General features: G+C 73.3%; 23 protein-coding genes. 7 read left to right on the top strand and 16 right to left on the bottom strand.

Going from position 1 to position 24,279, the window contains the following annotated elements; translation table 11 throughout:
• Positions 1–146 precede the first annotated feature (146 nt).
• The 3 genes from ABTY15_RS12715 to ABTY15_RS12725 form a co-directional block, all read right to left on the bottom strand.
• A complete protein-coding gene (locus ABTY15_RS12715) occupies positions 147–950 on the bottom strand; it encodes a DUF3710 domain-containing protein (protein WP_350580937.1) in 804 nt (267 codons plus the stop codon).
• A gap of 69 nt (positions 951–1,019) precedes the next feature.
• The gene (gene dut / locus ABTY15_RS12720; RefSeq protein ID WP_350580940.1) at positions 1,020–1,484 is read right to left on the bottom strand and encodes a dUTP diphosphatase; all 465 of its coding nucleotides are present in this window, start codon (positions 1,482–1,484) and stop codon (positions 1,020–1,022) included.
• Positions 1,481–2,059, bottom strand: coding sequence for a PaaI family thioesterase (locus ABTY15_RS12725; RefSeq protein ID WP_350581304.1), 579 nt, complete (start codon positions 2,057–2,059; stop codon positions 1,481–1,483). Before ABTY15_RS12725 ends, dut begins: the two co-directional genes overlap by 4 nt.
• 136 nt (positions 2,060–2,195) lie before the next feature.
• Here ABTY15_RS12725 and ABTY15_RS12730 point away from each other — a divergent pair, with 136 nt between their 5' ends.
• A complete protein-coding gene (locus tag ABTY15_RS12730) occupies positions 2,196–2,645 on the top strand; it encodes a DUF3093 domain-containing protein (RefSeq protein ID WP_502893486.1) in 450 nt (149 codons plus the stop codon).
• 256 nt (positions 2,646–2,901) lie between these two features.
• On the opposite strand, the gene ABTY15_RS12735 is transcribed toward ABTY15_RS12730, so the two are convergent.
• From ABTY15_RS12735 to ABTY15_RS12750, 4 genes are all read right to left on the bottom strand, one after another.
• Positions 2,902–3,201, bottom strand: coding sequence for a DUF4193 domain-containing protein (locus ABTY15_RS12735; protein WP_350580945.1), 300 nt, complete (start codon positions 3,199–3,201; stop codon positions 2,902–2,904).
• A gap of 483 nt (positions 3,202–3,684) precedes the next feature.
• Positions 3,685–4,668, bottom strand: a complete 984-nt coding sequence (locus ABTY15_RS12740) for an acyl-ACP desaturase (protein ID WP_350580948.1) — start codon at positions 4,666–4,668, stop codon at positions 3,685–3,687.
• A 267-nt stretch (positions 4,669–4,935) separates the two neighbouring features.
• Positions 4,936–6,231 carry a sensor histidine kinase gene (locus ABTY15_RS12745; RefSeq protein WP_350580950.1) on the bottom strand — a complete coding sequence of 432 codons (1,296 nt, stop codon included), beginning with the start codon at positions 6,229–6,231 and terminating at the stop codon, positions 4,936–4,938.
• Positions 6,232–6,295: 64 nt separating this feature from the next.
• On the bottom strand, positions 6,296–6,949 hold the full coding sequence (locus ABTY15_RS12750; RefSeq protein WP_030057689.1) for a response regulator transcription factor: 654 nt from the start codon (positions 6,947–6,949) through the stop codon (positions 6,296–6,298).
• Positions 6,950–7,396: 447 nt separating this feature from the next.
• On the opposite strand from ABTY15_RS12750, the gene ABTY15_RS12755 reads away from it, so the two are divergent.
• On the top strand, positions 7,397–7,582 hold the full coding sequence (locus ABTY15_RS12755) for a hypothetical protein (protein ID WP_030057688.1): 186 nt from the start codon (positions 7,397–7,399) through the stop codon (positions 7,580–7,582).
• Positions 7,583–7,727: 145 nt separating this feature from the next.
• On the opposite strand, the gene ABTY15_RS12760 is transcribed toward ABTY15_RS12755, so the two are convergent.
• Together ABTY15_RS12760 and ABTY15_RS12765 are read right to left on the bottom strand one after the other, a co-directional pair.
• The gene (locus ABTY15_RS12760) at positions 7,728–8,546 is read right to left on the bottom strand and encodes an inositol monophosphatase family protein (protein WP_350580954.1); all 819 of its coding nucleotides are present in this window, start codon (positions 8,544–8,546) and stop codon (positions 7,728–7,730) included.
• 30 nt (positions 8,547–8,576) lie between these two features.
• A complete protein-coding gene (locus ABTY15_RS12765) occupies positions 8,577–9,719 on the bottom strand; it encodes a ferrochelatase (protein WP_350580956.1) in 1,143 nt (380 codons plus the stop codon).
• Between the two features lie 128 nt (positions 9,720–9,847).
• Here ABTY15_RS12765 and ABTY15_RS12770 point away from each other — a divergent pair, with 128 nt between their 5' ends.
• Together ABTY15_RS12770 and ABTY15_RS12775 are read left to right on the top strand one after the other, a co-directional pair.
• The gene (locus ABTY15_RS12770; RefSeq protein ID WP_350580959.1) at positions 9,848–11,104 is read left to right on the top strand and encodes an MFS transporter; all 1,257 of its coding nucleotides are present in this window, start codon (positions 9,848–9,850) and stop codon (positions 11,102–11,104) included.
• 90 nt (positions 11,105–11,194) lie between these two features.
• Positions 11,195–12,517 (top strand): D-arabinono-1,4-lactone oxidase, encoded by a 1,323-nt coding sequence (locus ABTY15_RS12775; protein WP_350580961.1) that lies wholly within the window; start codon positions 11,195–11,197, stop codon positions 12,515–12,517.
• On the opposite strand, the gene ABTY15_RS12780 is transcribed toward ABTY15_RS12775, so the two are convergent.
• Positions 12,514–13,410 carry a hypothetical protein gene (locus ABTY15_RS12780; RefSeq protein WP_350580964.1) on the bottom strand — a complete coding sequence of 299 codons (897 nt, stop codon included), beginning with the start codon at positions 13,408–13,410 and terminating at the stop codon, positions 12,514–12,516. The two genes, ABTY15_RS12775 and ABTY15_RS12780, sit on opposite strands and share 4 nt — an antisense overlap.
• 525 nt (positions 13,411–13,935) lie before the next feature.
• On the opposite strand from ABTY15_RS12780, the gene sepH reads away from it, so the two are divergent.
• Positions 13,936–15,015 carry a septation protein SepH gene (gene sepH, locus ABTY15_RS12785; RefSeq protein ID WP_350580966.1) on the top strand — a complete coding sequence of 360 codons (1,080 nt, stop codon included), beginning with the start codon at positions 13,936–13,938 and terminating at the stop codon, positions 15,013–15,015.
• Between the two features lie 58 nt (positions 15,016–15,073).
• Here the strand turns inward: sepH and ABTY15_RS12790 are convergent, their stop codons facing one another.
• Positions 15,074–15,949 (bottom strand): sulfurtransferase, encoded by an 876-nt coding sequence (locus ABTY15_RS12790; RefSeq protein WP_350580969.1) that lies wholly within the window; start codon positions 15,947–15,949, stop codon positions 15,074–15,076.
• A gap of 180 nt (positions 15,950–16,129) precedes the next feature.
• On the opposite strand from ABTY15_RS12790, the gene ABTY15_RS12795 reads away from it, so the two are divergent.
• Complete coding sequence (locus ABTY15_RS12795) at positions 16,130–16,870, top strand: VOC family protein (RefSeq protein ID WP_350581307.1); 741 nt, start codon at positions 16,130–16,132, stop codon at positions 16,868–16,870.
• A 45-nt stretch (positions 16,871–16,915) separates the two neighbouring features.
• On the opposite strand, the gene ABTY15_RS12800 is transcribed toward ABTY15_RS12795, so the two are convergent.
• The 4 genes from ABTY15_RS12800 to ABTY15_RS12815 all read right to left on the bottom strand — a co-directional run bounded on the left by ABTY15_RS12800 (position 16,916) and on the right by ABTY15_RS12815 (position 22,414).
• Positions 16,916–17,572 carry a thymidine kinase gene (locus ABTY15_RS12800; protein WP_350580971.1) on the bottom strand — a complete coding sequence of 219 codons (657 nt, stop codon included), beginning with the start codon at positions 17,570–17,572 and terminating at the stop codon, positions 16,916–16,918.
• A gap of 62 nt (positions 17,573–17,634) precedes the next feature.
• Positions 17,635–18,822 carry an alkaline phosphatase family protein gene (locus tag ABTY15_RS12805; protein ID WP_350580974.1) on the bottom strand — a complete coding sequence of 396 codons (1,188 nt, stop codon included), beginning with the start codon at positions 18,820–18,822 and terminating at the stop codon, positions 17,635–17,637.
• Between the two features lie 37 nt (positions 18,823–18,859).
• Positions 18,860–19,459, bottom strand: a complete 600-nt coding sequence (locus tag ABTY15_RS12810) for a DUF5998 family protein (protein WP_350580978.1) — start codon at positions 19,457–19,459, stop codon at positions 18,860–18,862.
• Between the two features lie 93 nt (positions 19,460–19,552).
• Positions 19,553–22,414 (bottom strand): bifunctional acetate--CoA ligase family protein/GNAT family N-acetyltransferase, encoded by a 2,862-nt coding sequence (locus ABTY15_RS12815; RefSeq protein WP_350580981.1) that lies wholly within the window; start codon positions 22,412–22,414, stop codon positions 19,553–19,555.
• 218 nt (positions 22,415–22,632) lie between these two features.
• Between ABTY15_RS12815 and ABTY15_RS12820 the strand changes: the two genes are divergently transcribed.
• Positions 22,633–22,914, top strand: coding sequence for an HPr family phosphocarrier protein (locus ABTY15_RS12820; RefSeq protein ID WP_350580984.1), 282 nt, complete (start codon positions 22,633–22,635; stop codon positions 22,912–22,914).
• Between the two features lie 96 nt (positions 22,915–23,010).
• Here the strand turns inward: ABTY15_RS12820 and ABTY15_RS12825 are convergent, their stop codons facing one another.
• On the bottom strand, positions 23,011–24,204 hold the full coding sequence (locus tag ABTY15_RS12825; protein WP_350580986.1) for an RtcB family protein: 1,194 nt from the start codon (positions 24,202–24,204) through the stop codon (positions 23,011–23,013).
• Positions 24,205–24,279: the final 75 nt, after the last annotated feature.

Consider the following 24,279-nt stretch of genomic DNA (forward strand, 5'->3'; position numbering starts at 1 on the left):
AGTTTCATTCATCGGATTTGCTTTCCGTTTCCCGCCACCGCTCTCTCGCGGCGACTCCGGAACTGTACGGGGCCGGGCCCGCCACATGCAAATCGCCCCCGCCCGGGATCCGGGCGGGGGCGACAGGCTGGTTGGCGGGCGCGCGATCAGCGGACCTCGGTGATCTCCGGGCCGCGGGCGAACGGGTCCAGCGAGGTGCCGGCGAAACGGCTGTCCCCCTCGCCGGCGGCCGCCACCGCACCGCCACCGTCGGCGACCATCTGGGCGTCCTCGGGCAGCTTCAGCACGATCGGGTCGCGGGGCGCCATCGGGGCCTCGCCGCGGACGACGACCGTCTGCCGGAACACCTGCTCCAGGATGCCGGCCATCTCGGGCTGCACGGCGGCCTGGCCCGAGATCACACCGCGCAGGAACCAGCGCGGACCGTCGCAACCGACGAAGCGCACCAGCTGCACACCCTGGGTGCCGTCCGGCAGCTGCACCGGGACCTGGGCGCGGAGGTGCCAGCCGAGCGGGCCCTCCTCCTCCTCGACGAGGCCGCCCTGCGAGGTGATGCCGTTGGCGATCTCCTCGCGGACCTCGCCCCAGATGCCCTCCGACTTGGGGGCCGCGAAGGCCTGGAGCTGGACGGCGCTGTTGCCGAGGACCAGGGTCGCGGCGACGATCGCGTCTCCGGCGACCTCGACGCGCAGTTCCATGCCCTCGACACCGGGGACCAGCAGACCCCCGAGGTCGACTCGCCCCTCCTCAGGGTTCTCGAGCTCGGAGTGGTCCCACGGGCCGTCCGGCCGCGGGGCCGGAGGCAGGCCGACCCTGTCGGCCGGGTCCAGCTCGGTCACGTTCTCGCTCTCGGCGGAACCTTCGACGTCATCGGCCGTCTCGTCGGCGCTGATGGCGTCGTCGGCGAGCTGCTCGACAGCGTCCTCGCTCTTCTGGCGACGACGGAACACGGTCACTGTCCTTCCCGGTCCAAGACCGATGCGAATACCTGCTCGGCTTCCTGCGAGGCCGCGGGCATGCTAGACCGCGGCGTGGCCGCCGGTCGACCCGAACCCACCCTCGGCGCGTGCCGACCCCGGCAGCTCGGCCACCTCGTGGAAGCGGGCCTTCTCGACCTGCTGGATGACCAGCTGGGCGATCCGGTCCCCTCGGCGGAAGCTGACCCCCTCGCGCGGGTCCAGATTGACGACGATCACCTTGATCTCTCCACGGTACCCGGCATCGACCGTCCCCGGGGCGTTCACGAGCGCAACTCCGCAACGAGCTGCCAGCCCGGAACGGGGGTGGACGAAGGCCGCGTAGCCGTCCGGGAGCGCGACGGCGATGCCGGTGGGCAGCACCGCCCGCTCGCCCGGCGCCAGCTCGGCGTCGACGGTGGTCCGCAGGTCGGCCCCGGCGTCGCCGGGCTGCGCGTACGCCGGCAGCGGCAGCTCGGGGTCGATGCGCCTGATCAGGACGTCCAGGGGCTGGCGGGGGCTGCTCAAGGGTTCACCTCAAAGGCTCGTGCGCGCTTCATCAGATCCGGGTCGTCGAGGACCTTGTCGATGTCCTCGGGACGACCGTGCGTGGTGAAGTGTTCCAGCTTCACCTGGATGAAGAGCGCCTGAGCACGCACCGCGACCGGTCCGTCGGGGCCGCCGATCCGCGCCTCGGCGGCGCTGTAGATCTTGCGGCCGTGCACACCGGTGACCCAGGCACGCAGGTGCAGCACCGAGTCGACGGGCACCGGGCAGAGGAAGTCGGTCTCCAGCCGGCCGGTGACGGCGGGGGCGTGCAGCAGCCAGTTGAGCGTGCCGAGGGTCTCGTCCATGGCTGTCGTCAGCACGCCGCCGTGGGCCAGGCCGGGGCCGCCCTGGTGGACGTCCCGGACGGTGAACTCCGCCGTGACGTCGAGCCCTTCGCCGGCCACCGCGTCGATCCGCAGGCCGCCGGGGTGCTGCGGGCCGCAGCCGAAGCAGTGTTCGTAGTGGGAGCCGAGCCGGGTGCCGGGGGCCGGCGCCTCGGGGGCGCGCGGCGGGAGCACGGCGTCCGGCGGCGGGGTGGTGGGCGACGGCGGCAGGACGGGGGCCGGCCGGTCGGCGGGGGTGGTGGGGGTGGTCGAACCGGTCACGGGGCCCAACCCTACCGATCGGTAGGGAGGCGGCCGGTGGGGGTGCCGTCCGGTCCCGGGCGTCAGGACGCCCACAATGGGGGGCATGTACGACGAACGCCTCACGGTGCCGCGCTCCTGGTGGCTGCTCCCGGTCGCGACCGGGCTGACGCTCGCACTGATCCTCCTGCGGGTCAGCCCCCTGGGCGCGCTGATCGGGCTGGTGGTCGGCATCGCCGCCGGCGCGGCCGCGATCAGCAGCTACGGTTCGGTCCGGATCCGGGTGGTCCAGGGTTCCCTGGTGGCCGGCCCGGCCCGGATCCCGGTGGACGCCCTGGGCGCCGCGCAGCCGCTGAGCCCCAAGGAGGCGGCGGCCTGGCGCGGACCGAAGGCCAACCCGCGCGCCTTCATGCTGCTGCGCAGCTACGTCCCGACGGCACTGCGGGTCGAGGTGACCGACCCGGCCGACCCGACGCCGTACCTCTACCTGTCGACCCGCTCGCCGGTGAAGCTGGCGGAGGCGCTGGAGGAGGCCCGCCGGGGCGCCCGCACCTGAGGCCGGGGGTCGGACAGCGTCGGACACCACGGTCGAAAAATCGGTCGAACAAAACGGAGAGGGACGGTTCCGCTACTGCGGGACCGTCCCTACGACTTTGTCCTGGCCGATGCCGACCCGGCCGACTCCGTCCTACCGGCGCCGCCCGTGCGGACGGCCCCCGGTACTGCCGTCCGGCCCCGCTGCCCGGGGCCGGAAGGGGTGGTGTGCCGGTCCCGCGGGGGCCGCGGGTACCGGACCGTGTCCGCCCTGGTGCTCAGGCGCCGCAGTCCCGGCAGATCGGGTTGCCGTTCTTCTCGCTGTACAGCTGGCTGCGGTGGTGCACCAGGAAGCAGCTCATGCAGGTGAACTCGTCCGCCTGCTTCGGCAGCACGCGAACCGCGAGCTCCTCGTTGGAGAGGTCGGCGCCGGGAAGCTCCATGCCTTCGGCGGCGTCGAACTCGTCGATGTCGACAGAGCCGCCGCCCTTGTCGTTCCGACGAGCCTTGAGCTCCTCGATGCTGTCCTCGTTGAGCTCGTCATCGGTCTTGCGTGGGGTGTCGTAGTCCGTTGCCATTTTTCGCTCTCCCCCTCCGGGTTGTGCGGTGTGTGCGGTATCTCCAGCGCACGTAACGCATGGGGGGCCGGTCTTGTGCCCGACCCGAGGCGGAGATTTTGCCTTACTTCAAGCCCTGTTACTCAATCGACACTCAGCCAGGGGTCCGTTGGGGTGATCCTCCGAGGCGCGCGAGGCCTCACGCTGGGCCATCGTCGGCCTCCGCCGGGCCCCGCGCGGCGACCACTCACAGTGAGCACGGGCCGTGCGGGTACCCGCCCTCTCCCTTGCCCACCAGGGGCGGCCGCCAACCCTACCCGCCGGAGGGGGTCGGAAATCCGGTCACGGACGGCGATCAACACCCCGGAGGGCATGATCACTCTCCGGGGTTGACCCACGTCACGCAGCGACACGATGTGAGCTTGGTCACGTTCAGAATCTTCCGGGGCAAACCACGGAAAATCCACCCACTCCGACCGGCCCGTCAGCAGTCCGGGCGGCCGCTCAGCCGGCGTTCTGCCGGGCCGCCCGCCGGGCCAGCAGCGCGGCCTGCCGCTCGTCGAACTTCCGCGCCTGGGCGTCCAGCCCGTCGAGGAAGACGCCGAGCTCGTTCTGCGCCAGCAGGCCCTCGGGGCCGAGGCCGCCGAGCTCCATCACCTTGAGGTGGCGCAGCACCGGCTGGAGCACGTCGTCGTGGTGGATGCGCAGGTTGTAGACCCCGCCGAGGGCGATCTGCGCCGCGGCCCGCTCGAAGCCGGGGATGCCGTGGCCGGGCATCCGGAAACCGGTCACCACGTCGGCGATGGCCCGCATGGCCTGGTCGGGGGCGATCTCCAGGGCGGCCTTCAGCAGGTTCCGGTAGAAGACCATGTGCAGGTTCTCGTCGTTGGCGATCTTCGCCAGCAGCTGGTCGCAGAGCGGGTCGCCGGCGTACTTGCCGGTGTTGCGGTGTGCGATGCGGGTGGCGAGCTCCTGGAAGGCGACGTACGCGACCGAGTGCAGCATGCTGTGCGCGTTGTCGGACTCGAAGCCCTCGGACATGTGGTTCATCCGGGCCCGCTCCAGCTCGACCGGGTCGACGGCCCGGGTGGCGAGCAGGAAGTCGCGGATGGCTATGCCGTGCCGACCCTCCTCGGCGGTCCAGCGGTGCACCCAGGTGCCCCAGGCGCCCTCGCGGCCGAACATGGTCGCGATCTCGTGGTGGTAGCTGGGGAGGTTGTCCTCGGTCAGCAGGTTCACCACCAGCGACACCCGGCCGAGCGGGGTCACCTGGGACTGCTCCAGCGACCAGGCCTCGCCGCCCAGCACGCCGTCGAAGTCGCGGCCCTGGCTCCACGGGACGAACTCGTGCGGCATCCACTCCTTGGCGATGGCCAGGTGGCGGTTGAGCTCCTTCTCCACGACCTCTTCGAGGGCCAGGATCAGCCGCGTGTCGGTCCAGCCGCTCGATCCGAGCGAGGTGCTGCTCTGCACAGGGGCGATGGTCACGGGCTTGCTCCTGGGGGACGACACGCGCTGGGACTGGCGCGTTGGGCGGGCACGTCGGCGGACGCACTTACGGTTCCGTAGGTTACGACACCGTAGGTTGCCCGGTCCAGAAAAGACAAGCCGCCCCCGCCAGGCCTTATGTCGTCTTGACAGGCCTGACGGGAGCGGCTGGAAACGGTCGCTCACGGAACGCGGCGAGCGGGACGCGGACCCGGGCGTGGCGCGGGCGGCCCCCGGAGGGAGCCCGGGAGGGCCCCAGGAGGGGCGTCAGGGGCCGGGGATGCGCACCCGCATGGTGAGGCCGCCCCCGGCGCGCGGAGTGGCCTCGATGGTGCCGGCGTGGGCGCGCACCACCGAGCGGACGATGGACAGGCCGAGTCCGACCCCCTTGTCGCTGCGGGTGCGGTCGGCGCCCTTGATCCGGCGGAACGGTTCGAAGATGTGCTCCAGCTCGTAGCCGGGCACCACCGGGCCGGTGTTGGAGACCACCAGTTCGCCGCCGCCCGGCACCTCGGCGGTGGTGAGCTCCACCCAGCCGCCCGGGGTGTTGTAGCGCACGGCGTTCTGGAGCAGGTTGAGCGCGAGCCGCTCCAGCAGCACGCCGTTGCCCGCGACCACGGCCGGATCGAGCTTCGAGCGGAGCTCGACCTCGCGCCGGCCGGCCTCGGTGCGGGTCTGCTCCAGCGCCCGGGTGGCCACCTCGGAGAGCTCCACCGGGCGGCGGTCGGTCAGCTCGTTCTCGCTGCGGGCGAGCAGCAGCAGGCCCTCCACGAGCTGTTCGCTGCGCTCGTTGGTGGCCAGCAGGGTCTTGCCGAGCTGCTGGAGGTCGGGCGAGGCGGCCGGGTCGGAGAGCTGGACCTCCAGCAGGGTGCGGTTGATCGCCAGCGGGGTGCGCAGCTCGTGCGAGGCGTTGGCGACGAAGCGGCGCTGGGAGTCGAAGGAGCGGTCGAGCCGGTCGAGCATGTCGTCGAAGGTGTCGGCGAGCTCCTTGAGCTCGTCGTCCGGGCCGTCCAGCTCGATCCGCCGGTGCAGGTCGGAGGAGGCGACGTCGCGGGCGGTACGGGTGATCCGGCCGAGCGGGCGCAGCACCCGGCCGGCCATCGCGAAGCCGGCCGCGAAGGCGATCACGGCGAGGCAGACCAGCATGGTGAGCGACTTGCGCAGCAGGGTGTTGAGCGCGGAGTTGGAGCGCAGCAGGTAGTCGTTGGCCTGCTCCTGGTTGAACTGCGCGCTGTTCATCGGCACGCCGTTGACCTGGAAGTTGTTGGCGAAGTCGAACTTGCGCGGGGCGAGGTACTGCACCGCGTCCTGGAAGAACACGTACATCAGCAGCAGCAGCACCACGCCGGCCATCAGGAACATGCCGCCGTACAGCAGGGTGAGCCGCATCCGGATGGTGGGGCGGAACGGCAGCCAGGCGAGCATGCCGTCGCCGGGGACGTACGCCTCTGGGCGCGACTGGTTCCGGGGCGGGCCCGGGGGGTGCGCGGGCTTGGGCGGGACGGCGCGCGGGCCGCCGGCGGGCGCGCCGGAGGCCCCGCCGGCCGGGGGCGGGGTGGTCATGACGGTCCTCTCGGGGCGTCCGCCGGGGCGGGCGCGGGGTGGGTGGGGGCCGGGCGGTGCCGGATCAGATCCGGTAGCCGGAGCCGGGGACGGTGACGATCACCGGCGGGTCGCCGAGCTTGCGGCGCAGCGTCATCACGGTGACGCGCACGACGTTGGTGAACGGGTCGGTGTGCTCGTCCCAGGCCTTCTCCAGCAGCTGTTCGGCGGAGACGACGGCGCCGCCGGCGCGCATCAGCACCTCCAGGACGGCGAACTCCTTGGGGGCGAGCTGGACGGTGCGTCCGTCGCGGATCACCTCGCGGCGGCCGGGGTCGAGCGAGATGCCGGCGCGCTCCAGCACCGGCGGCAGCGGGATGGTCGCGCGACGCCCCAACGCCCTGACCCGGGCGACGAGTTCGCTGAAGGCGAACGGCTTCGGAAGGTAGTCGTCCGCGCCGATCTCCAGGCCCTCGACCCGGTCGCTGATGTCACCGGAGGCGGTCAGCATGATCACCCGGGTGGCCAGGCCCTGTTCGACCACCTTGCGGCAGACGTCGTCGCCGTGGACCAGCGGGAGGTCCCGGTCCAGCACCACGACGTCGTAGTCGTTGACCGCGATGCGCTGGAGCGCGGCCTCCCCGTCGTACACCACGTCGACGGCCATCGCCTCGCGGCGCAGGCCGGTGGCGACAGCCTCGGCGAGCAGCTGCTCGTCCTCGACGACGAGAACCCGCACGATCGTTGTCCCTTCTCCCAGGCCGGCCCCGGAAGCGGACGCGCGGCTCCGACGGTGCCTCCCATCCTGCCTGGTCCTTCGGTAAAGCAGCGATAAGCTGCCTCTCGGGCACGGGTCCGGAGGCCGTGGGGGCGACCGTTCGCACCGGGAGCAGTCCGGTTGGACTGTGACACGGGCAACTTTCTCGGGCCGGGAGGTTTCCCCGGCTCCCCGGCGGGGAGGACAGCTGCACACCCGCGATCTGGCCTGTAGGTCGGTCGCACCCACCCGCCGTGCGTTCATCCGCGCCGGCCCTGGGGCTGGGGACGTCACCGGGAGCGGCCAAGGGCCGTCTCCGCGCCCGACCGGAGATTTCACGACCTGCCGGCCCGGACGCTTCCGCTGGCCACGCCACCTCGGGGCGGAGTACGCACGACCGTGCACGTCCGACACAGTAAGGGGGCCCGTATGGACGCCTTCAAGGCCGGAATCCTGCAGCGCATAGCCAACGCCGAGCAGGACCTGCACCGCGCGATCGAGGCCGGGGACGAGTTCCTCGCCGAGGTGGAGCAGTCCGAGCTGGACGACCTCCGCCGGCTCGCCGCCGAACACGGCGTGGACACGGTGCTGGAGCGCCACCGCACCGCCGCCTGACCCGCCCGTCCCAACCGACCCGTCGCCGGTCCTCCGGCACCAGCGGCCCTGCGGGGGCCGTGCGAGAACCCAGGCCCTGGCATCCCCCGTATGCCAGGGCTCTTCGCTTGCCCGGATCCGCCGCCCGCCCGGGGCGGCCCGGGCCTCAGTCCGCCCAGGCGCGCAGCGCGGCCAGTCGCTCCTGAAGGGGCTGGTACACCCCGGGGGCGGCGGCGACGGTCAGCTCGCCGTCCGGGCCGTGCCCGGGGCGGCCGCCGACCAGGGCGCCCGCCTCGGTGGCGATCAGGCAGCCGGCGGCCCGGTCCCAGGGGGCGAGGCCGCGCTCGTAGTAGCCGTCCAGCCGCCCGGCGGCGACGTCGCACAGGTCCACGGCGGCGGCGCCGCCCCGGCGGATGTCACGCACCTCGGGCATCAGGGCCAGCAGCACCTCGGCCTGGCGCACCCGCACGGACTGCACGTAGTTGAAGCCGGTGCCGATCAGCGCCTGCCCCCACGGCGGGGCCGGGCGGGCCGCGAGCGGGCGGCCGTCGAGCCGGGCACCGCGGCCCGCGACGGCCTGGAACAGCTCGCCGCGCGCCGGGGCGTAGACCACGCCGACGGCCGCCCGGCCGTCCACCTCGGCGGCCACGCTGACCGCCCAGGAGGGCAGCCCGTACAGGTAGTTGACCGTGCCGTCGAGCGGGTCGACGACCCAGCGCACCCCGCTGGTGCCGCGGCGCTCGGTGCCCTCCTCGCCGAGGTAGCCGTCGTCCGGGCGGCGGTCGCCGATCAGCTCCACGATCAGCTTCTCGGAGGCGAGGTCCATCTCGGTGACCACGTCGACCGGGCTGCTCTTGGTGCCGGCCACGCCCAGGTCGGCCGGCCGGCCGTCGCGCAGCAGGGCGCCGGCCTGCCGGGCCGCGTCCAGGGCGACGTCGAGCAGGTCGTCGAGCAGCCGGTCGTCGGGCAGGGCGGGGCTGGACACGGGGTTCTCCTCCGGGGTGCCGGTTCGGGGTCAGCGCTCGGCGGCGGCCGGGCGCGGGGCGCGCGGGTTGGGGCAGCAGGCCACCGCGCACAGGTCGTGGCTGGGGCCGAGCGCCCCGAGGGCGCAGCGGGTCACGTCCTCGCCGCGTTCGACGGCGGCCCGCTCCTGGACGAGCTCGCGCACGGCGGCGGTGAAGCGGGGGTCGGCGCCGACGGTGGCGGCGCGGGCCACCGGCAGGCCGAGTTCGGCGGCCTTGGCGACGGCCTCGGTGTCGAGGTCGTACTTGACCTCCATGTGGTCGGAGACGAAGCCGATCGGGACCATCACCACGGCGGGTGCGCCGTCGGCCTGCTGGGCCTCCAGGTGGTCGCAGATGTCCGGCTCCAGCCACGGGATGTGCGGGGCGCCGCTGCGGCTCTGGAAGACCAGCTCCCACGGGCGGTCCGCGACGCCGGTGCGGGCGGCGACCGCCTCGGCGATCAGCCGGGCGACGTCCAGGTGCTGGGCGACGTACGCGCCGCCGGGGCGGCCGCGGGCCGGGTCGTCCGGGGCGCCGGAGGTCTCGGCCATGGCGTCCGGGATGGAGTGGGTGGTGAACGCCAGCCGGGCGCCGTCGCGCACCCCGGCGGGCAGCTGCGCCAGGGCGGCCACGGTGGCGTCGATCATCGGCTCGACGAAGCCCGGGTGGTTGTAGAAGTGCCGCAGCTTGTCGACCCGCGGCGCGGGCAGGCCCTCCTCGGCGAGGGTGGCCAGGGCGTCGGCCAGGTTCTCCCGGTACTGGCGGCAGCCCGAGTAGCCGGCGTAGGCGCTGGTGGCGAGGACGGCGACGCGGCGGTGGCCGTCGGCGGCGATCTCGCGCAGGGTGTCGACCAGGTAGGGCGCCCAGTTCCGGTTGCCCCAGTAGACCGGCAGGTCCAGCCCGTGCTCGGCGAAGTCCTTGCGCAGCGCGGCGAGCAGCTCGCGGTTCTGCTCGTTGATCGGGCTGACCCCGCCGAACAGGAAGTAGTGCTTGCCCACCTCCGTCAGCCGTTCCTTGGGGATGCCGCGGCCGCGGGTGACGTTCTCCAGGAACGGGACGACCTCCTCGGGGGCCTCGGGCCCGCCGAAGGAGAGCAGCAGCAGGGCGTCGTAGGGGGCGGCGCCGGAGGGTGAGGGTTTGCGCGCGTCGGACATGGCACCGATCCTGCCATTGAGGGGCCGGAGACCGGCGGTGGGGCCGCTCGGGTGTCCGGAAAATACCGTTTGCCAAGGTACGTAAGCTGTCTTGATCAGCCTTGTTCCTTACCCCACGGAGCTCCCCCGTGCTGTCCAGCTACCGCCAGATCTTCGCCGCCCCCGGCTCGCTGGCCTTCTCCTCCACCGGCTTCATAGCCCGCCTGCCGATCTCCATGGCCGGCATCGGCATCGTGACCATGCTCTCCCAGCTGAGAGGGTCGTACGGAGTGGCGGGCGCGGTGTCGGCGACGCTGGCGTTGGCCGCCGCGGCGCTCGGACCGGCGGTCTCCTGGCTGGTCGACCGGCAGGGGCAGCGCCGCGTCGCCCTCCCCGCCGCCGCGCTCACCGTCCTCGCCTCGGCCGGGTTGCTGCTCTGCGCCCACTTCAACGCACCGTCCTGGACGCTGTTCCTGTTCGCCATCGGCATGGGCGTGATGCCCAGTGCCGGCGCCATGGTCCGCGCCCGCTGGGCCCACCTCTACCGGGACGAGCCCGCCAAGCTGCACACCGCCTACTCCTTCGAGGCGGTGGTCGACGAGGTCTGTTTCATCGTCGGCCCGATCCTCGCCATCGGCCTGGCCACCAACGCCTTCCCCGAGGCGGGGGCGCTCGCCGCCGTCATCGCGCTCGCCGTCGGCATCGTCCTGTTCACCGCCCAGCGGCGCACCGAGCCCCCGGTCCACCCGGCGGCCGCCCACGGCGGCCGCAGCGCCATCCTCAACGGCGGCCTGGTCGTCCTGGTGCTCACCTTCATCGCCACCGGCGCGATCTTCGGCTCGGTCGAGATCGTCACCGTCGCCTTCGCCGACGCGCAGGGCCACAAGGGCCTCTCCAGCGTCGTCCTCGCCGTCTGGGCGCTCGGCTCCGGCCTGGCCGGCGTCGTCTACGGCGCGCTCAAGCCCAAGGGCACGCTGGCCACCCGCTTCTTCACCGGTGTGCTGATGATGGCGCTCAGCATGGTCCCGATCCTGTTCGTCGCCTCGTCCGTGCACGGCCTCGGCGGGCTGGTCGCGGCCGGCGCCGCCCTGCTGCTCGCCGGCGTCGCCATCTCCCCCACCCTGATCTCCGCGATGGCCCTCGTCGAACGGCTCGTCCCGGCCGCCCAGCTCACCGAGGGCATGTCCTGGACCACCACCGGGCTCGCCCTCGGCGTCGCCTTCGGCTCCTCCACCGGCGGCTGGGTGGTCGACGCCTCCGGCGCCGCCGCCGGCTACTGGGTGCCGCTGGTCGCCGGGGTGTTCGGCGTCCTCGTCGCCCTCGTCGGCCTGCGCCGGCTGCGGGCCGGAGTCGCCGCGACCGAGGCCGCCGAAGAGCTCGGACAACCCGTAGACCTCGAACGGTGAACTGACTAATCTCTCCCTACCCGCGGCCTACCCGCGGGTAGGGCGTGTCCGGGCGGTTCCCGCCGGACCACGGAGCAGGAGGCAGCCGCAATGCCCCAGGCCAGTACCGCGACCCGCACCCGGTGGACCAACTGGGCCGGCAACCAGAGCGCCCACCCGGCCCGGACGGCCGCCCCGGGCACCGCGGAGGAACTGGCCAAGGAGATCCTGCGCGCCGCCGGACAGGGCCAGACCGTCAAGGCCGTCGGCTCCGGCCACTCCTTCACCTCGATCGCCTCCGCCGGTGACGGCCTGCTGGTCCGGCCGCACGCGCTGACCGCCGTCCGCGAGATCGACCGCGAGGCCGGCACCGTCACCGTCGAGTCCGGCCTCCCGCTGCACCGGCTCAACCGGCTGCTCGCCGCCGAGGGCCTCTCCCTCACCAACATGGGCGACATCGAGGTGCAGACCGTGGCCGGCGCCACCAGCACCGGCACCCACGGCACCGGCCGCGACTCCGGCTCGCTCGCCGCCCAGATCCGCGCCCTGGAGATCGTCCTCGCCGACGGCACCGTCCGGCGCTGCTCCCCCACCGAGCACCCCCGGCTCTTCCAGGGCGCCCGGCTCGGCCTCGGCGCCCTCGGCGTGATCACCGCGCTGACCTTCGGCGTCGAACCGGCCTTCCTGCTCACCGCGCACGAACAGCCGATGACCTTCGACGAGGTGCTGGAACGGCTGGACGACCTCACCGCCGTCAACGAGCACTTCGAGTTCTACTGGTTCCCGCACACCGACCGCTGCTCCACCAAGCGCAACAACCGCAGCCAGGGCCCGGCCGCCCCGCTGCCCAGGTTCAAGGAGTGGCTGGAGGACGACTTCCTCTCCAACACCGTCTGGGAGGGCGCCTGCCGGGTCGGCCGGCGCTTCCCCGGCTCGATCCCCACCATCGCCGCGCTGGCCAGCCGCGCCTGGTCCGACCGCAGTTACACCGACACCGCGCACCGGGTGTTCACCAGCCCGCGCAAGGTCCGCTTCGTGGAGATGGAGTACGCGGTGCCGCGCGCGGCCGTCGCCGAGGTGCTGCGCGAGCTCAAGGCCCTGGTCGAACGGTCCGACTGGCGGATCAGCTTCCCGGTGGAGGTCCGCTTCGCCCCCGCCGACGACCTCTGGCTCTCCACCGCCTCCGGCCGGGACAGCGCCTACATCGCCGTCCACCTCTACCGGGGCACCGCCGACCAGGGCTACTTCACCGGCGTCGAACAGCTGATGACCGCTCACCAGGGCCGCCCGCACTGGGGCAAGCTGCACACCCGCGACGCCGAGTACCTGGCCGGCGTCTACCCGCACTTCGCCGACTTCACCGCCCTGCGCGACGAGGTCGACCCGCAGCGCGTCTTCGGCAACGACTACCTGCGCCGGGTCCTCGGCGCCTAACCGGCCGACCCCGCCGACCCGGTCGGCCCCTGCGGCACCGTGGCGGCGCCCGGCACGGGCGGCTGCGGGGTGCCGGCCCCGCCGGTCGGCCTGCCCCCGGCCGCGGACGAGGGTCCGGCCGACGGCGTCGGGCTCGGGCTCGCGCTCGCACTCGGACTCGCGCTCGGACTCGGATCCGCGGAGGGCGAGGCCGTACCGCCGCCCGGGCTCGCGCTCGGGCGTCCACTCGGGCCGCCGGACGGCTCCCGGCTCGGCGCGGTGGTGGCCGGGGCCGAGGCACCGCCGGACGGCGCGGCGTCCGGACCGTGCCCGCCACCGGACGACGGACGACCCGCCGGCTCGCGCTCCGGGCCCTCCGGCGGGGCCGGCGTGCGGCTCACCGTGCCGCCGAACGAGGTGCCGTGGCCGGACCCGCCCTGCACCGTCGCCGACACCGGCTGCCCGGTGACCAGTTCGAACGCCACGATCGGCGTCATCGCCAGCACGAACACCAGCCCCGCCACCACGGCGTAGCCCTGCCACGTCCACCGCCGCCGCGCCCGCACCACCCGCGGCTCGTTCCACTCCGCCGAGACCACCGGCGGTCCGGCCGGTCCGCCGGGTACGGCCGGCACCTGGCGCAGCCCGTTCACGGTCCGGTTCGGCCCGCGGTCCACCGCCTCGCGCAGCTGGTCACCGGTGCGCTTGAAGACGTGTTGGAACACCGCGCCGCCGGTGGTCGCCCCGATGCTGACCACCGCGGCGCCCAGAATCGTTCCGTACACGCCGAGTTCGGAGGCGAGCACCGCCCCGACCACCGCGGCCAGGGCACTCGCCGCGACCTGAGCCACACTCAGATCGATCCGCCTGCGCTCGTCCTTCGCGCCCTCCGTGTCGGGGCTCCGCTCCGGCATCGCCATCCCTCGGTCCGTACGTCCGTTCCACTGTTTCTCGAACAAGACCCCCCATCTTGCCCAAAGAAGGACACAAGGGACGAAAATGCGGTTCCGCTCCGGCAATATATGTGAAGATGATCACCGTTCACCCGACGGTGGCGCGCCATTGGGGGCGCGCACTCTTGAGATTCCCGTGAATCGCGGGAGACTTGAGCGGCGAGCCGCCCCTCCGGATGCCACGAATGGAGTACTGTTCGTAAAGCCCGAGCCTTGGGTCGACTTGTCGACTGCGCCTTCACCGGCAGCCTGACGAAGAGCCACGGAATGGGCACGCACGGCGACGCCGGTCCCGGATCGTCGCGAACACTCCGCGTGCGAGGACGGCCGGGACACCCAGGCGCGACGTCGACGGATGACGTGGCAAAAAGGCAACCGTGCCACAGCGGCGTGACCGGGCGCAGGCCCGACACGCCGGGGAACTCAGCAAGGTTGTGGCCAGTCGCGAGCGGGCAGGCCACACTCAGTACGGGAGCAGCGACGCAGGTGACGTCGGCAGGCACCACCCGGGAGGTAACCGTGCCCGAACTGCGGGTTGTGGCCGTCAGCAACGACGGCACACGGCTGGTGCTCAAGGCTGCCGACAGCACGGAGTACACCCTCCCCATCGACGAGCGGCTGCGCGCCGCCATCCGCGGCGACCGGCCGCGCCTCGGCCAGATCGAGATCGAGGTCGAGAGCCACCTGCGCCCCCGGGACATCCAGGCCCGGATACGAGCCGGTGCCTCCGCCGAGGAGGTCGCCCAGGCCGCCGGCATCTCCGTCGACCGGGTCCGCCGCTTCGAGGGGCCGGTCCTGGCCGAGCGCGCCTTCATGGCCGAACGCGCCCGCAAGACCGCCATCCGCCGCAACGGCGAGTCCACCGGGCCGCAGCTCGGCGAGGCCGTCGCCGAGCGGCTCGCGCTGCGCGGCGCCGAGAAGGACACCGAGCGCTGGGACTCCTGGCGGCGCGACGACGGCACCTGGGAGGTCATCCTCTCCTACCGGGCCGACGGCGAGGGCCGCAGCGCCTCCTGGACGTACGACCCGCCGCGCCGCCTGGTCCAGCCCAACGACGACGAGGCCCGCGCGCTGATCGGCGAGAACGTCGAGCGCGAGGAGGAGTCGGTCTTCCCGTTCATCCCGCGGATCGCCCGGCTCCCCCAGGACCGGCCGCCCCGCCCGATGATCGACCGACCGTCCGCCGACCGCATCATGTCGGCCCGCGAGGTCCGGGAGGCCCGCGAGGCCACCGCCGAATCCCGCGACTCGCTGACCAGCCTGCTCGACGTGGTCCCCGCCTTCCGCGGCGACCTGGCCGTCGGCGGTCCGCCATCGATCGAGCCGGTGCCCGCCGAGGTCGCCGAGGAGAGCGAGGAGTCCGCCGCGGCGGCCGCCCCGGCGGTCGGCGCGGGCTCGGCCTACGCCGACATCCTGATGCCGCGCGCCGTCGCCCCGCACCGCGAGCGCCTGGTCGGCACCACCGACCGGCAGGCCGAGGCGGACGGCGTCCGGCCCGGCCGCCGGGCCACCGTGCCCAGCTGGGACGAGATCGTCTTCGGCAGCCGGCGCAAGAAGCAGGAGTAGCCCGTACGTCGAGGGGGCGGGAGGCCCGGTGCCTCCCGCCCCTTCGACGTGTCCGGGCTCAGCCCGGCTGCTCGGTCACCGCCACCGGGCGGCCCGCGTCGCTCGACCACTCGCTCCACGAGCCCGGGTACAGCGTCGCCGGCAGACCCGCCACCTCCAGCGCCAGGACCTGGTGCGCCGCCGTCACCCCCGAGCCGCAGTACACCGCCGTCTCCCGCTCACCCGCGCCCAGCCCGCGGAACCGCTCCGCCAGCTCCGCCGCCGGCCGGAACCGCCCGTCCGGTCCCACGTTCTCCGCCGTCGGCGCCGACACCGCACCCGGAATGTGCCCCGCGCGCGGGTCCACCGGCTCGGTCTCGCCCCGGTACCGCTCCCCCGCCCGGGCGTCCAGCAGCAGACCGCTGCGCGCCCAGGCCGCCGCACCGTCCGCGTCCACCGTCGGCAACTGCCCCGGGAGCGGCTTGAAGTCACCCTGCTCCGGCGCCGGGACCTCGGTCGTCACCGGCAGCCCGGCCGCCCGCCAGGCCGCGAACCCGCCGTCCAGCACCCGCACGTCCGAATGCCCGGCCCAGCGCAGCAGCCACCAGGCCCGGGCCGCCGACAGCCCGGCCGCGCCGTCGTACACCACCACCGGGCGGTCCCCGCTCACCCCGAAGCGGCGCATCGCCGCGCCGAACTCCTCCGGATCCGGCAGCGGGTGGCGACCGCCCCGCCCGGGGGCACCGGGCGGGGCCGCCAGGTCCCGGTCCAACTCGACGAAGTGGGCGCCCGGCAGGTGCCCGGCCCGGTACTGCTCGATCGCGGTCGGCCCGGTGGGGGCGGCACCGACGAGCACGTAGCGCACGTCGAGCAGCACCGGCGGGCGCGCCGAGCCGAGCGCCCCGCTCAACTCGGCCGCGGAGATCAGCGGAGAACCGTCGTGATAGGTGGTCATGGCGGCCATTGTCGCGCAGCGCCGCCACACCGCCGCTCTTTGTGCGCTCTTTGCCGGACTTTCCGCGCGGCCCGAGGGTTCGGCGCGCGCCAGAGTGGAAGCATCACCCTCGCGCCCGAGGATTTCCGCCCGAGGACTTCCGTGCGCCAACCGCCCGTGAGGAGGCCCGCATTGCAAGCGGTGGAACTCCGACTGGCCCAGGGCACGCCCTGCTGGGTCAGCCTGCTGACCGACGACCTGCCCGGCGCCCGCGCCTTCTACGGCGACCTGCTCGGCTGGACCTACACGCCGGGCCCCAGCCAACTCGGCGCCTACGTCCGGGCCGAGCTCGACGGCCAGCCGGTCGCCGGCCTCGGCGTCTCCACCGCCACCGGCTTCCCGGTGCAGTGGACCACCTACTTCGCCGTCGACGACGCCGACCGCACCGCCCAACTCGTGCGCGAGTGCGGCGGAACCGTCGCCGTCGGCCCGCTCCAGGCCGAACGCGCCGGGCGGATGGCCATCGCCGCCGACGTCTCCGGCGCCGTCTTCGGCCTCTGGCAGGGCGAGGAGCACACCGGCCGGGAGGCCGGACCCGAACCCGGCGGACCGGCCTGGACCGAACTGCTCACCCCCGACACCGACGGCGCCGTCGCCTTCTACGGCACCGTGCTCGACCGCCCGGTCCGCCCCGCCGACGGCGAGTCCGCACTGCTCGTGCACGGCCGGCCGGTCGCCGGCATCCGGCACCGCGCCGAACTGCGCGGCCACCCGCCGCGCTGGCGGGTCCACTTCACCGTCCGCGACGCCGAACTGACCACCCGTCGGGCCGTCGAACTCGGCGGCCGGGTCCTGGTGGAGCCGCACGACACCACCCGCGGCCTCGCCGCCCGGCTGGCCGACCCGCAGGGCGGCCACTTCTCCGTACTGGAACTCGGCTAGAGCCGCTGCCCGCCCCAGGCCTGCTCCTCGAAGGGCGGGGCCCCGTCAGGCCTGCTGCTCCTCGAAGGGCAGGACGTCCGGGGAGAGCACCGAGGCGTGCGCGGTCGCGGCGGTCAGGCGGCGGCGGTGGTGCCGGCGGCACAACACCTCGTAGCCGACCTCGCCCTCGCTCACCGCGATGTCGCCGATCACCACCTGGGCGCCCTCGACCACCATCACCCCGCCCACCGTCCGGGCGTTGTGGGTGGCCCGCGCGCCGCACCAGCACAGCGCCTCGACCTGGAGCACCTCGACCCGGTCGGCCAGCTCGATCAACCGCTGCGAGCCCGGGAACAGCCGGGTCCGGAAGTCCGTGGTGATGCCGAACGTGTAGACGTCGATGTCCAGTTCGTCCACCACCCGGGCCAACTGGTCGACCTGCTCGGCGGCGAAGAACTGCGCCTCGTCACAGATCAGGTAGTCCACCCGGCCGCCGGCCGAGAGCCGGTGCACCACGTGGGCGTGGAAGTCGAAGTCGTCCGTCACCTCGACCGCGTCGGCACGCAGGCCCAGCCGGCTGGAGATGGTCGCCGCACCGGCCCGGTCGTGCCGGGTCAGGATGATCCCCTGCCGGCCACGCGCGGCGTGGTTGTGGTCCATCTGCAGCGCCAACGTTGACTTACCGCAGTCCATCGTGCCCGAGAAGAACACCAGTTCAGCCATGGGTGGAGCAAAGGCCTTTCACATCAAGGGGGTTCGGGCACGGAGGAGGACGGAGACCGGGCTCAGCCGCGCACTTCGAGCAGCGGCACGAACTGCTCGACCGGGGTCATCGAACCGTGCAGACCGATCATCGCGGACTCGCCGGGCTCGTTGCGGGAGGCGATCACCGCGATGTCGTCCCGCGCCGCCGCGACCACGTCGCCGATCCGCCCGTACACCCGCTCGTCCACGACCGGGCCGAACCAGCCCGCCGCGATCGCCTGGTCCCGGGTGGCCACCCACATCCGGTCGCCCAGCACCTCGCTCCAGACCGCGTGCACGTCCGCGGCCGCACCGGGCACCGCGTACACGTGCCGGGCCCGGCCCTCACCGCCGAGCAGGGCGACACCGGCGCCCAGCTCCCAGTCCTCGTCGAAGTCGATCCGGTCCTCCGGCGCGATGTCGATCATGCCGTGGTCGGCCGTCACGTACATCGCCGAGCGCGGCGGCAGCTGCTCGGCCAGGCGCCGCGCCAGGCGGTCCACCGCGTCCAGCATCATCCGCCACTCGTCGGAGTCCACCCCGAACCGGTGGCCCGCACCGTCCAGCTCACTGACGTAGGTGTACACCAGCGCCCGGTCGTGCTCGGCCAGCCAGGCGGCCGCCTGGTCCATCCGCTCCTCGCCGGTGCTGCGGCCCATGAAGGTGCCGCCGGACAGCGCCACCCGGGTCAGCGGGGTCTGCGCGAACAGCGGGGACGACACCTGCGCGGTCGCCACCCCCGCGTCCTGCGTCCGCTCGAAGACCGTCGGGTACGGCTGCCACACCTGCGGATCGGTGTGCGGCTGCCAGCGCAGCTGGTTCATCAGGTAACCGGCACCCGGCACCGCCACCGTGTACCCCGCCAGCCCGTGCAGGCCCGGCGGCGTACCGGTACCGACCGAGGCCAGCGAGGTCGCCGTGGTGGACGGGAAGCCCGCCGTCAGCGGACGGCCACTGCCGCCCAGCGAGCTGCCCGCCAGCGAGGACAGGAACGGCGCGTACTCGGGGTGGCGCAGCAGCAGCTCCCAGCCGAGCCCGTCGACCAGGAACACCACCACCCGGTCCGCCGGGGCGATCGGCAGCGTCGCGGAGAACCCCGGGACACCGAGCCCCGCCGCCACCGAGGGCAGCAGGTCGCAGAGCGAACCGCCGCCGTACGGGGGTGCGGGGGCCTCGGCCGGGTCAAGGACCTCAAAGGCGTCGTAGCCGTCGGCAGGTGCGAAGGACATGGATCCGGATTCGTAGCGTCTTCTCGGGCGGCCGCGCTCAGACCCGCGGGCCGTTGCTGATCGTCGCGTCGGACAGCGCACGGGCGAACACCAGCGCCTGCGCGACCGTCTCCGGGCCGTCACCGGCCTCACTCACCCGCAGTGACAGGTCGTCAGCCGTCGCCGAACCGGTGTAGCCGTGGTCCGCCTCGCAGTTCGGGTCCGAGCAGCCCGCCGGCTCCAGGTCCAGCCGCTGCACCGCGCCCCAGCCGATGGTCAGCACCACCTCGCGCGGCAGCGTCCCCGGCGTGTACGTCTCCGGGTTCGCCACCATGCGGCTCACCACCACCGAGCCGATCCGGTCCAGCCGGACGCTCTCCGTGGAGGTCGTCGCGAACGGCACCGCCGGGGTGCCCGCGTCCCCGGACTGCTCGTCGGTGTGGCTCACCACGAACCGGGTCGGGGTCAGCACCAGCACCGTCACGTGCCGGCGCACCTCGTTGGCGTCGAAGGTCGTCTCCTGGTGCACCAGGTAGGAGCTGATCGGCTCCGGGCCCACCGCGGACTCCACCGCCTCGGACACCAGGGCCGGGTAGTAGCCGCTGCGCTCGATCGCCGAGCGCAGGTCCTGAGTGGTGGTGGTACCGGTCTTCGCCATAACTCCATCCTGGCATGGTCCGCCGACGAAGCGGGCGGCGCGGCGCCGAGCTTCGGACAACAGCGCCCCCGGACAGGGCGCAACCAAGGAAGGTTACAGGGTGCTCATGGCGCGCGGGCCCAGATCGCTGCGGACGGGCAGCGGCGCGATCCGCACCCGCGCCCCCAGGATCGCCAGCCCGTGCGGGGCCACGACCACCGGTTCGAGGTCCACCGAGGCGATCTCCGGCACGTCGTCCACCAGCTGCGACACCCGCAGCAGCAGCTCCTCCAGGGCGTCCGTGTCCACCGCCTCCGCGCCCCGCCAGCCGAACAGCAACGGCGCCGCCCGCACCTCCCGCACCAGCGCCGCCACCTCCTGGTCGGTGGCCGGCACCAGCCGGTGCGCGACGTCGCCCAGCAGCTCGGCCGGCGCGCCCGCCAGGCCGAAGGAGAGAATCGCGCCCACCGCCGGGTCCACGGTGGCGCCGATCACGGTGTCCACCCCGCGCGGCGCCAGCCGCTGCACCACCAGTTCGGCCTGCGCCGCGCCGCCCAGCAGGGCGTCCAGCTCCCGGTGGGCCCGGCGCAGACCCGGCTCGCCGGTCAGGTCCAGCCGCACGCTGCCCAGGTCCGGGCGGTGGCGCAGGTGCGGGGCGGTCGCCTTGAGCGCCACCGGGTAACCGAGCCGTTCGGCCGCCCGGACGGCGCTCTCCTCGTCCGGCGCGGGCAGCGTCGGCGCGACGTCGATGCCGTAGCGGGCCAGCAGCTCGCGGGCCTCGGCGTCCGGCAGGGTGATCCGGGCCCCGCCCGGCTGGGTGCGGGCGGCTATGGCGGCGCGGGTGCCGAGCGCCGCCTCCACCAGCGCGCGGGCGCCCGGCTCGTCGATCCGGTCCAGCTCCGGGACGCGCGCCGTCTCCTCCGCCTCGGCCGTCCGGCGGCGCCACCGCGCGTAGTGCACGGCGTGCGCGAGGGCGCGCACCGCCCGCTCCGGCGCCGCGAACGCCGGGATGCGGCCCGGCCGCAGCCGGGTCGGCAGGTCCGTCAGCGCCAGGTGGGCCAGCACCAGCGGCTTGCCCAACTCCCGGGCTCGCGCGCCCGCTTCGAGCAGGGCGGCGGCGATCTCCGGATCGTCCGAGCCCATCTCCGGGTCGTCCGGGCCGGTCAGCCGGCCGCCCATGAACGCGTGCGCGGAGGTGCCGATCGGCGGGATCGCCACCGCGATCACCGCGTCCACGGCGGAGTCGGAGAGCGCGACGTCCAGCGCGATCCGGAAGTTCTCGCCGGTCGCGGCGGTGGTCAGGTCGACGGGCGTGCGCGGACGCAGGCCGGCGCTCAGGCAGGCGTCGTAGGTCAGCAGGCCGAGCGAGTCCGAGTTGCCGACCACCGCGACCCGGTCCCCCGGCGGCAGTGGTTGCAGGGCCAGCAGCTCGCCGGTGTCGTACAGCTCGGTGATCGTCTCCACCCTGGTCACCCCGGCCTGCTCGAACAGTGCGTCCACCGTCGCGTCGCGCAGACCGGTGGCGGTGGCCGGGACGGCGTGGCCGGGCGGCAGGCTGCCGGTGTGCCGGGCGCCCTTCACCACCACGACCGGCTTCACGGCCGCCAGCCGACGCGCGATCCGGGTGAACTTGCGCGGATTGCCGAAGGACTCCAGGTAGAGCAGCACCACCTCGGTGGCGTCGTCCTCCGCCCAGTACTGCAGGAAGTCGTTGCCGGAGACGTCCGCCCGGTTGCCGACCGAGGCGAAGGAGGAGACGCCGAGGCCGCGCTTGTGGGCCGCCTCCAGCAGCGCCACCCCGATCGCGCCCGACTGGCAGAAGATCCCGAATCCGCCGCGCCGCGGCAGGTGCGGCGCCAGCGAGGCGTTCAACGGGCGCTCCGGATCGGTGTTGATCAGGCCGAACGCGTTCGGGCCGATCACCCGCATCCCGGCCGCCCGGGCCTGTCGGACCAGCGCCCGCTGCCGGTCCCGGCCCTCCGGCCCGGTCTCCGCGTACCCGGCCGTCACCACCACCAGGCCGCGCACCCCGTGCGCCCCGCACTCGGCGACGGCGGCCGGGACGGCGCCCTCGGGCACCGCGAGTACCGCGAGGTCCACCGGCCCGGGAATGTCCAGAATCGAGCGGTGCACCGGGACGCCGTCCAGCTCCGCCCCCGGCGGGGCGTTGCGGTTGACGGCGTAGACCGGCCGGACCGCGTCCCCGGCCTCGTACCGGCTCGCGAACTCGGTGTCGAAGCTGCCCAGCAGGTCCCGCAGCAGGGCCCGGCCCACCGTCTGCGGGTTGCGGGACACCCCGATCACCGCCACCGACCGCGGGGTCAGCAGCCGCTGCACCGACCGGGCCTCGGCGCGGTGCTCGCGGGCGCGCATCACCGCCAGCGACCGCTCGGTCTGTTCGAGGTCGAACTCCAGGTGGACGACGCCGTCGGCGAAGCTCCGGTGCTGGGTGTAGCCGGCGTCGGTGAAGACCTTCACCATCTTCCGGTTCTCCGGCAGCACCTCGGCCTGGAACCGGCGGATCCCGCGCTCCCGCGCCACCGCGGCGATGTGCTCCAGCAGCGCGGACGCCACCCCGCGCCCCTGGTGGGCGTCCTGCACCAGGAAGGCCACCTCGGCGTCCGTGCCGGTGTCGGACGGACGGCCGTCGGCGTCGATCCGGTCGTAGCGGACGGTGGCGATGAACCGGTCCCGGATCACCACCGCGAGGCCGACCCGGTTCACGAAGTCGTGGTGGGTGAAGCGACGGACGTCCCGGTCGGACAGCCGGGGGTAGGGCGCGAAGAAGCGGAAGTACTTCGACTGCTCCGAGACCTGCTCGTAGAACTCCACCAGCCGACCGGCGTCGGCCGGCGTGATCGGCCGGATCCGGGCCGTCCCACCGTCGCGCAGCAGGACGTCGGCCTCCCAGTGCTGCGGATAGTCGGCCTGCTGGTCGTCCGGCTGATCGGGGTTCGCCACCGCGGAGTCGTCCACGTTCGTCAGGTTATCCGGCGGCGGGCCGAATGGCGCCTGGCCTGCGCTCACGGCAGGGTGGACAGGGCCTCCGACCGGGCCTTATGCCCCGAAAAGAAACAATCACAAGTCCCGAACGCAGCCGCTCGAAGGGGCCGCCTGCATGCGACACTGGTCTAGACAACATGGCCGCTTCCCCGAGCACGGCCGTGACCAGCTTCACCGGAAAGGCACGTCTCATGGCTGAGCGCCGCGTCACCATCGGTTGGGCCGAGGGCCTGCACGCCCGTCCCGCCTCCATCTTCGTCCGGGCCGTCACGGCCACCGGCGTGCCGATCACCATCGCCAAGCCCGGCGGCAGCCCCGTCAACGCCGCCTCCATGCTCGGCCTGCTCGGCCTCGGCGCCCAGGGCGGCGAGGAGATCGTCCTCGCCTCCGACGCCCCCAACGCCGACGAGGCCCTCGACCGCCTCGCCAAGCTCGTCCAGGAAGGCCTCGACGAACTCCCCGCCGCCGCCTGAGCGAACCCGGCGGACGGCCGACAGGGGTGTGCCACGTGCTGGCACACCCCTGTCGGCGTTGATCAGCCCCTGACGGCCGTCAGAGCTTGACGGCCGTCAGCCCTTGACGCAGACGACCTGCTTGAGGTGGGCGACCACCTCGACCAGGTCCTTCTGCTGCTCGATGACCTTCTCGATGTTCTTGTAGGCGCCCGGGATCTCGTCCACCACGCCACTGTCCTTGCGGCACTCCACGCCCTTGGTCTGCTCGGCCAGGTCGCGGGTGGTGAACCGCTTCTTCGCGGCGTTGCGGCTCATCTTGCGGCCGGCGCCGTGCGACGCCGAGTTGAACGCCGCCGCGTTGCCGAGGCCGCGGACGATGTAGGAACCAGTGCCCATCGAGCCCGGGATGATCCCGTAGTCGCCGGAGCCCGCCCGGATCGCCCCCTTGCGGGTGACGAGCAGGTCGACGCCGTCGTACCGCTCCTCCGCCACGTAGTTGTGGTGGCAGCTGATCACCTCGTCGAAGGTGACCTGCGTCTTGGCGAACTCGCGGCGGACGACGTCCTGGAAGAGAGCCATCATCACCGCGCGGTTGTGCTTCGCATACTCCTGCGCCCAGAAGAGGTCCTGCCGGTAGGCGTCCATCTCCGGGGTCTTCGCGAGGAAGACCGCGAGGTCCCGGTCGATCAGGCCCTGGTTGTGCGACAGCGAACGGGCGACGCCCATGTGGTGCTCCGCCAGTTCCTTGCCGATGTTGCGCGATCCGGAATGCAACATCAACCAAACAGAACCGGTCTCATCCAGGCACACTTCCGAGAAGTGGTTGCCGCTTCCGAGCGTTCCCATCTGCTGCATGGCCCTTTCGCGACGCCATTTGACCGCCTCCGCCACCCCGTCGAAGCGGTGCCAGAAGTCGTCCCACCCCGCCGCGCGGAAGCCGTGCAGCTTGGTCGGGTCGACCGGGTCGGTGTGCAGGCCGCGGCCGACCGGGATGGCCTGCTCGATCTTGCTGCGCAGGCCGGACAGGTCGTCCGGGAGGTCCTTGGCGGTGAGCGAGGTCTTCACCGCGCTCATTCCGCAGCCGATGTCGACGCCGACCGCCGCCGGGCAGACGGCGCCCTTCATGGCGATGACGGAGCCGACGGTCGCGCCCTTGCCCAGGTGGACGTCGGGCATCACGGCGAGGCCGTGCAGCCACGGCAGGGAGCTGATGTTGCGCAGCTGGTCCATGGCCTGGCTCTCGACGGTGGCCGGGTCGGTCCACATCCGGATCGGGACCCGGACGCCGGGGACTTCGGTGTACGACATGGGTGAACGACCTCCAGGGGTCGGGGAGTTCGAGGAAGGAAGGCGCCACGCGAAAAGGAATCCCGGCGTGGCTCG

It is taken from the genome of Kitasatospora sp. NPDC097643, from assembly GCF_040302625.1.
GTDB lineage: Bacteria > Actinomycetota > Actinomycetes > Streptomycetales > Streptomycetaceae > Kitasatospora.

Bases quoted from the DNA above. Each gene is read 5' to 3' on its own strand.
- ABTY15_RS12730 (WP_502893486.1), top strand. From the start codon at position 2,196: ATGTACGACGAACGCCTCACGGTGCCGCGCTCCTGGTGGCTGCTCCCG.
- ABTY15_RS12735 (WP_350580945.1), bottom strand. From the start codon at position 3,201: ATGGCAACGGACTACGACACCCCACGCAAGACCGATGACGAGCTCAAC.
- ABTY15_RS12745 (WP_350580950.1), bottom strand. From the start codon at position 6,231: ATGACCACCCCGCCCCCGGCCGGCGGGGCCTCCGGCGCGCCCGCCGGC.
- ABTY15_RS12755 (WP_030057688.1), top strand. From the start codon at position 7,397: ATGGACGCCTTCAAGGCCGGAATCCTGCAGCGCATAGCCAACGCCGAG.
- ABTY15_RS12765 (WP_350580956.1), bottom strand. From the start codon at position 9,719: ATGTCCGACGCGCGCAAACCCTCACCCTCCGGCGCCGCCCCCTACGAC.
- ABTY15_RS12775 (WP_350580961.1), top strand. From the start codon at position 11,195: ATGCCCCAGGCCAGTACCGCGACCCGCACCCGGTGGACCAACTGGGCC.
- ABTY15_RS12780 (WP_350580964.1), bottom strand. From the start codon at position 13,410: ATGCCGGAGCGGAGCCCCGACACGGAGGGCGCGAAGGACGAGCGCAGG.
- ABTY15_RS12790 (WP_350580969.1), bottom strand. From the start codon at position 15,949: ATGACCACCTATCACGACGGTTCTCCGCTGATCTCCGCGGCCGAGTTG.
- ABTY15_RS12800 (WP_350580971.1), bottom strand. From the start codon at position 17,572: ATGGCTGAACTGGTGTTCTTCTCGGGCACGATGGACTGCGGTAAGTCA.
- ABTY15_RS12805 (WP_350580974.1), bottom strand. From the start codon at position 18,822: ATGTCCTTCGCACCTGCCGACGGCTACGACGCCTTTGAGGTCCTTGAC.
- ABTY15_RS12810 (WP_350580978.1), bottom strand. From the start codon at position 19,459: ATGGCGAAGACCGGTACCACCACCACTCAGGACCTGCGCTCGGCGATC.
- ABTY15_RS12820 (WP_350580984.1), top strand. From the start codon at position 22,633: ATGGCTGAGCGCCGCGTCACCATCGGTTGGGCCGAGGGCCTGCACGCC.
- ABTY15_RS12825 (WP_350580986.1), bottom strand. From the start codon at position 24,204: ATGTCGTACACCGAAGTCCCCGGCGTCCGGGTCCCGATCCGGATGTGG.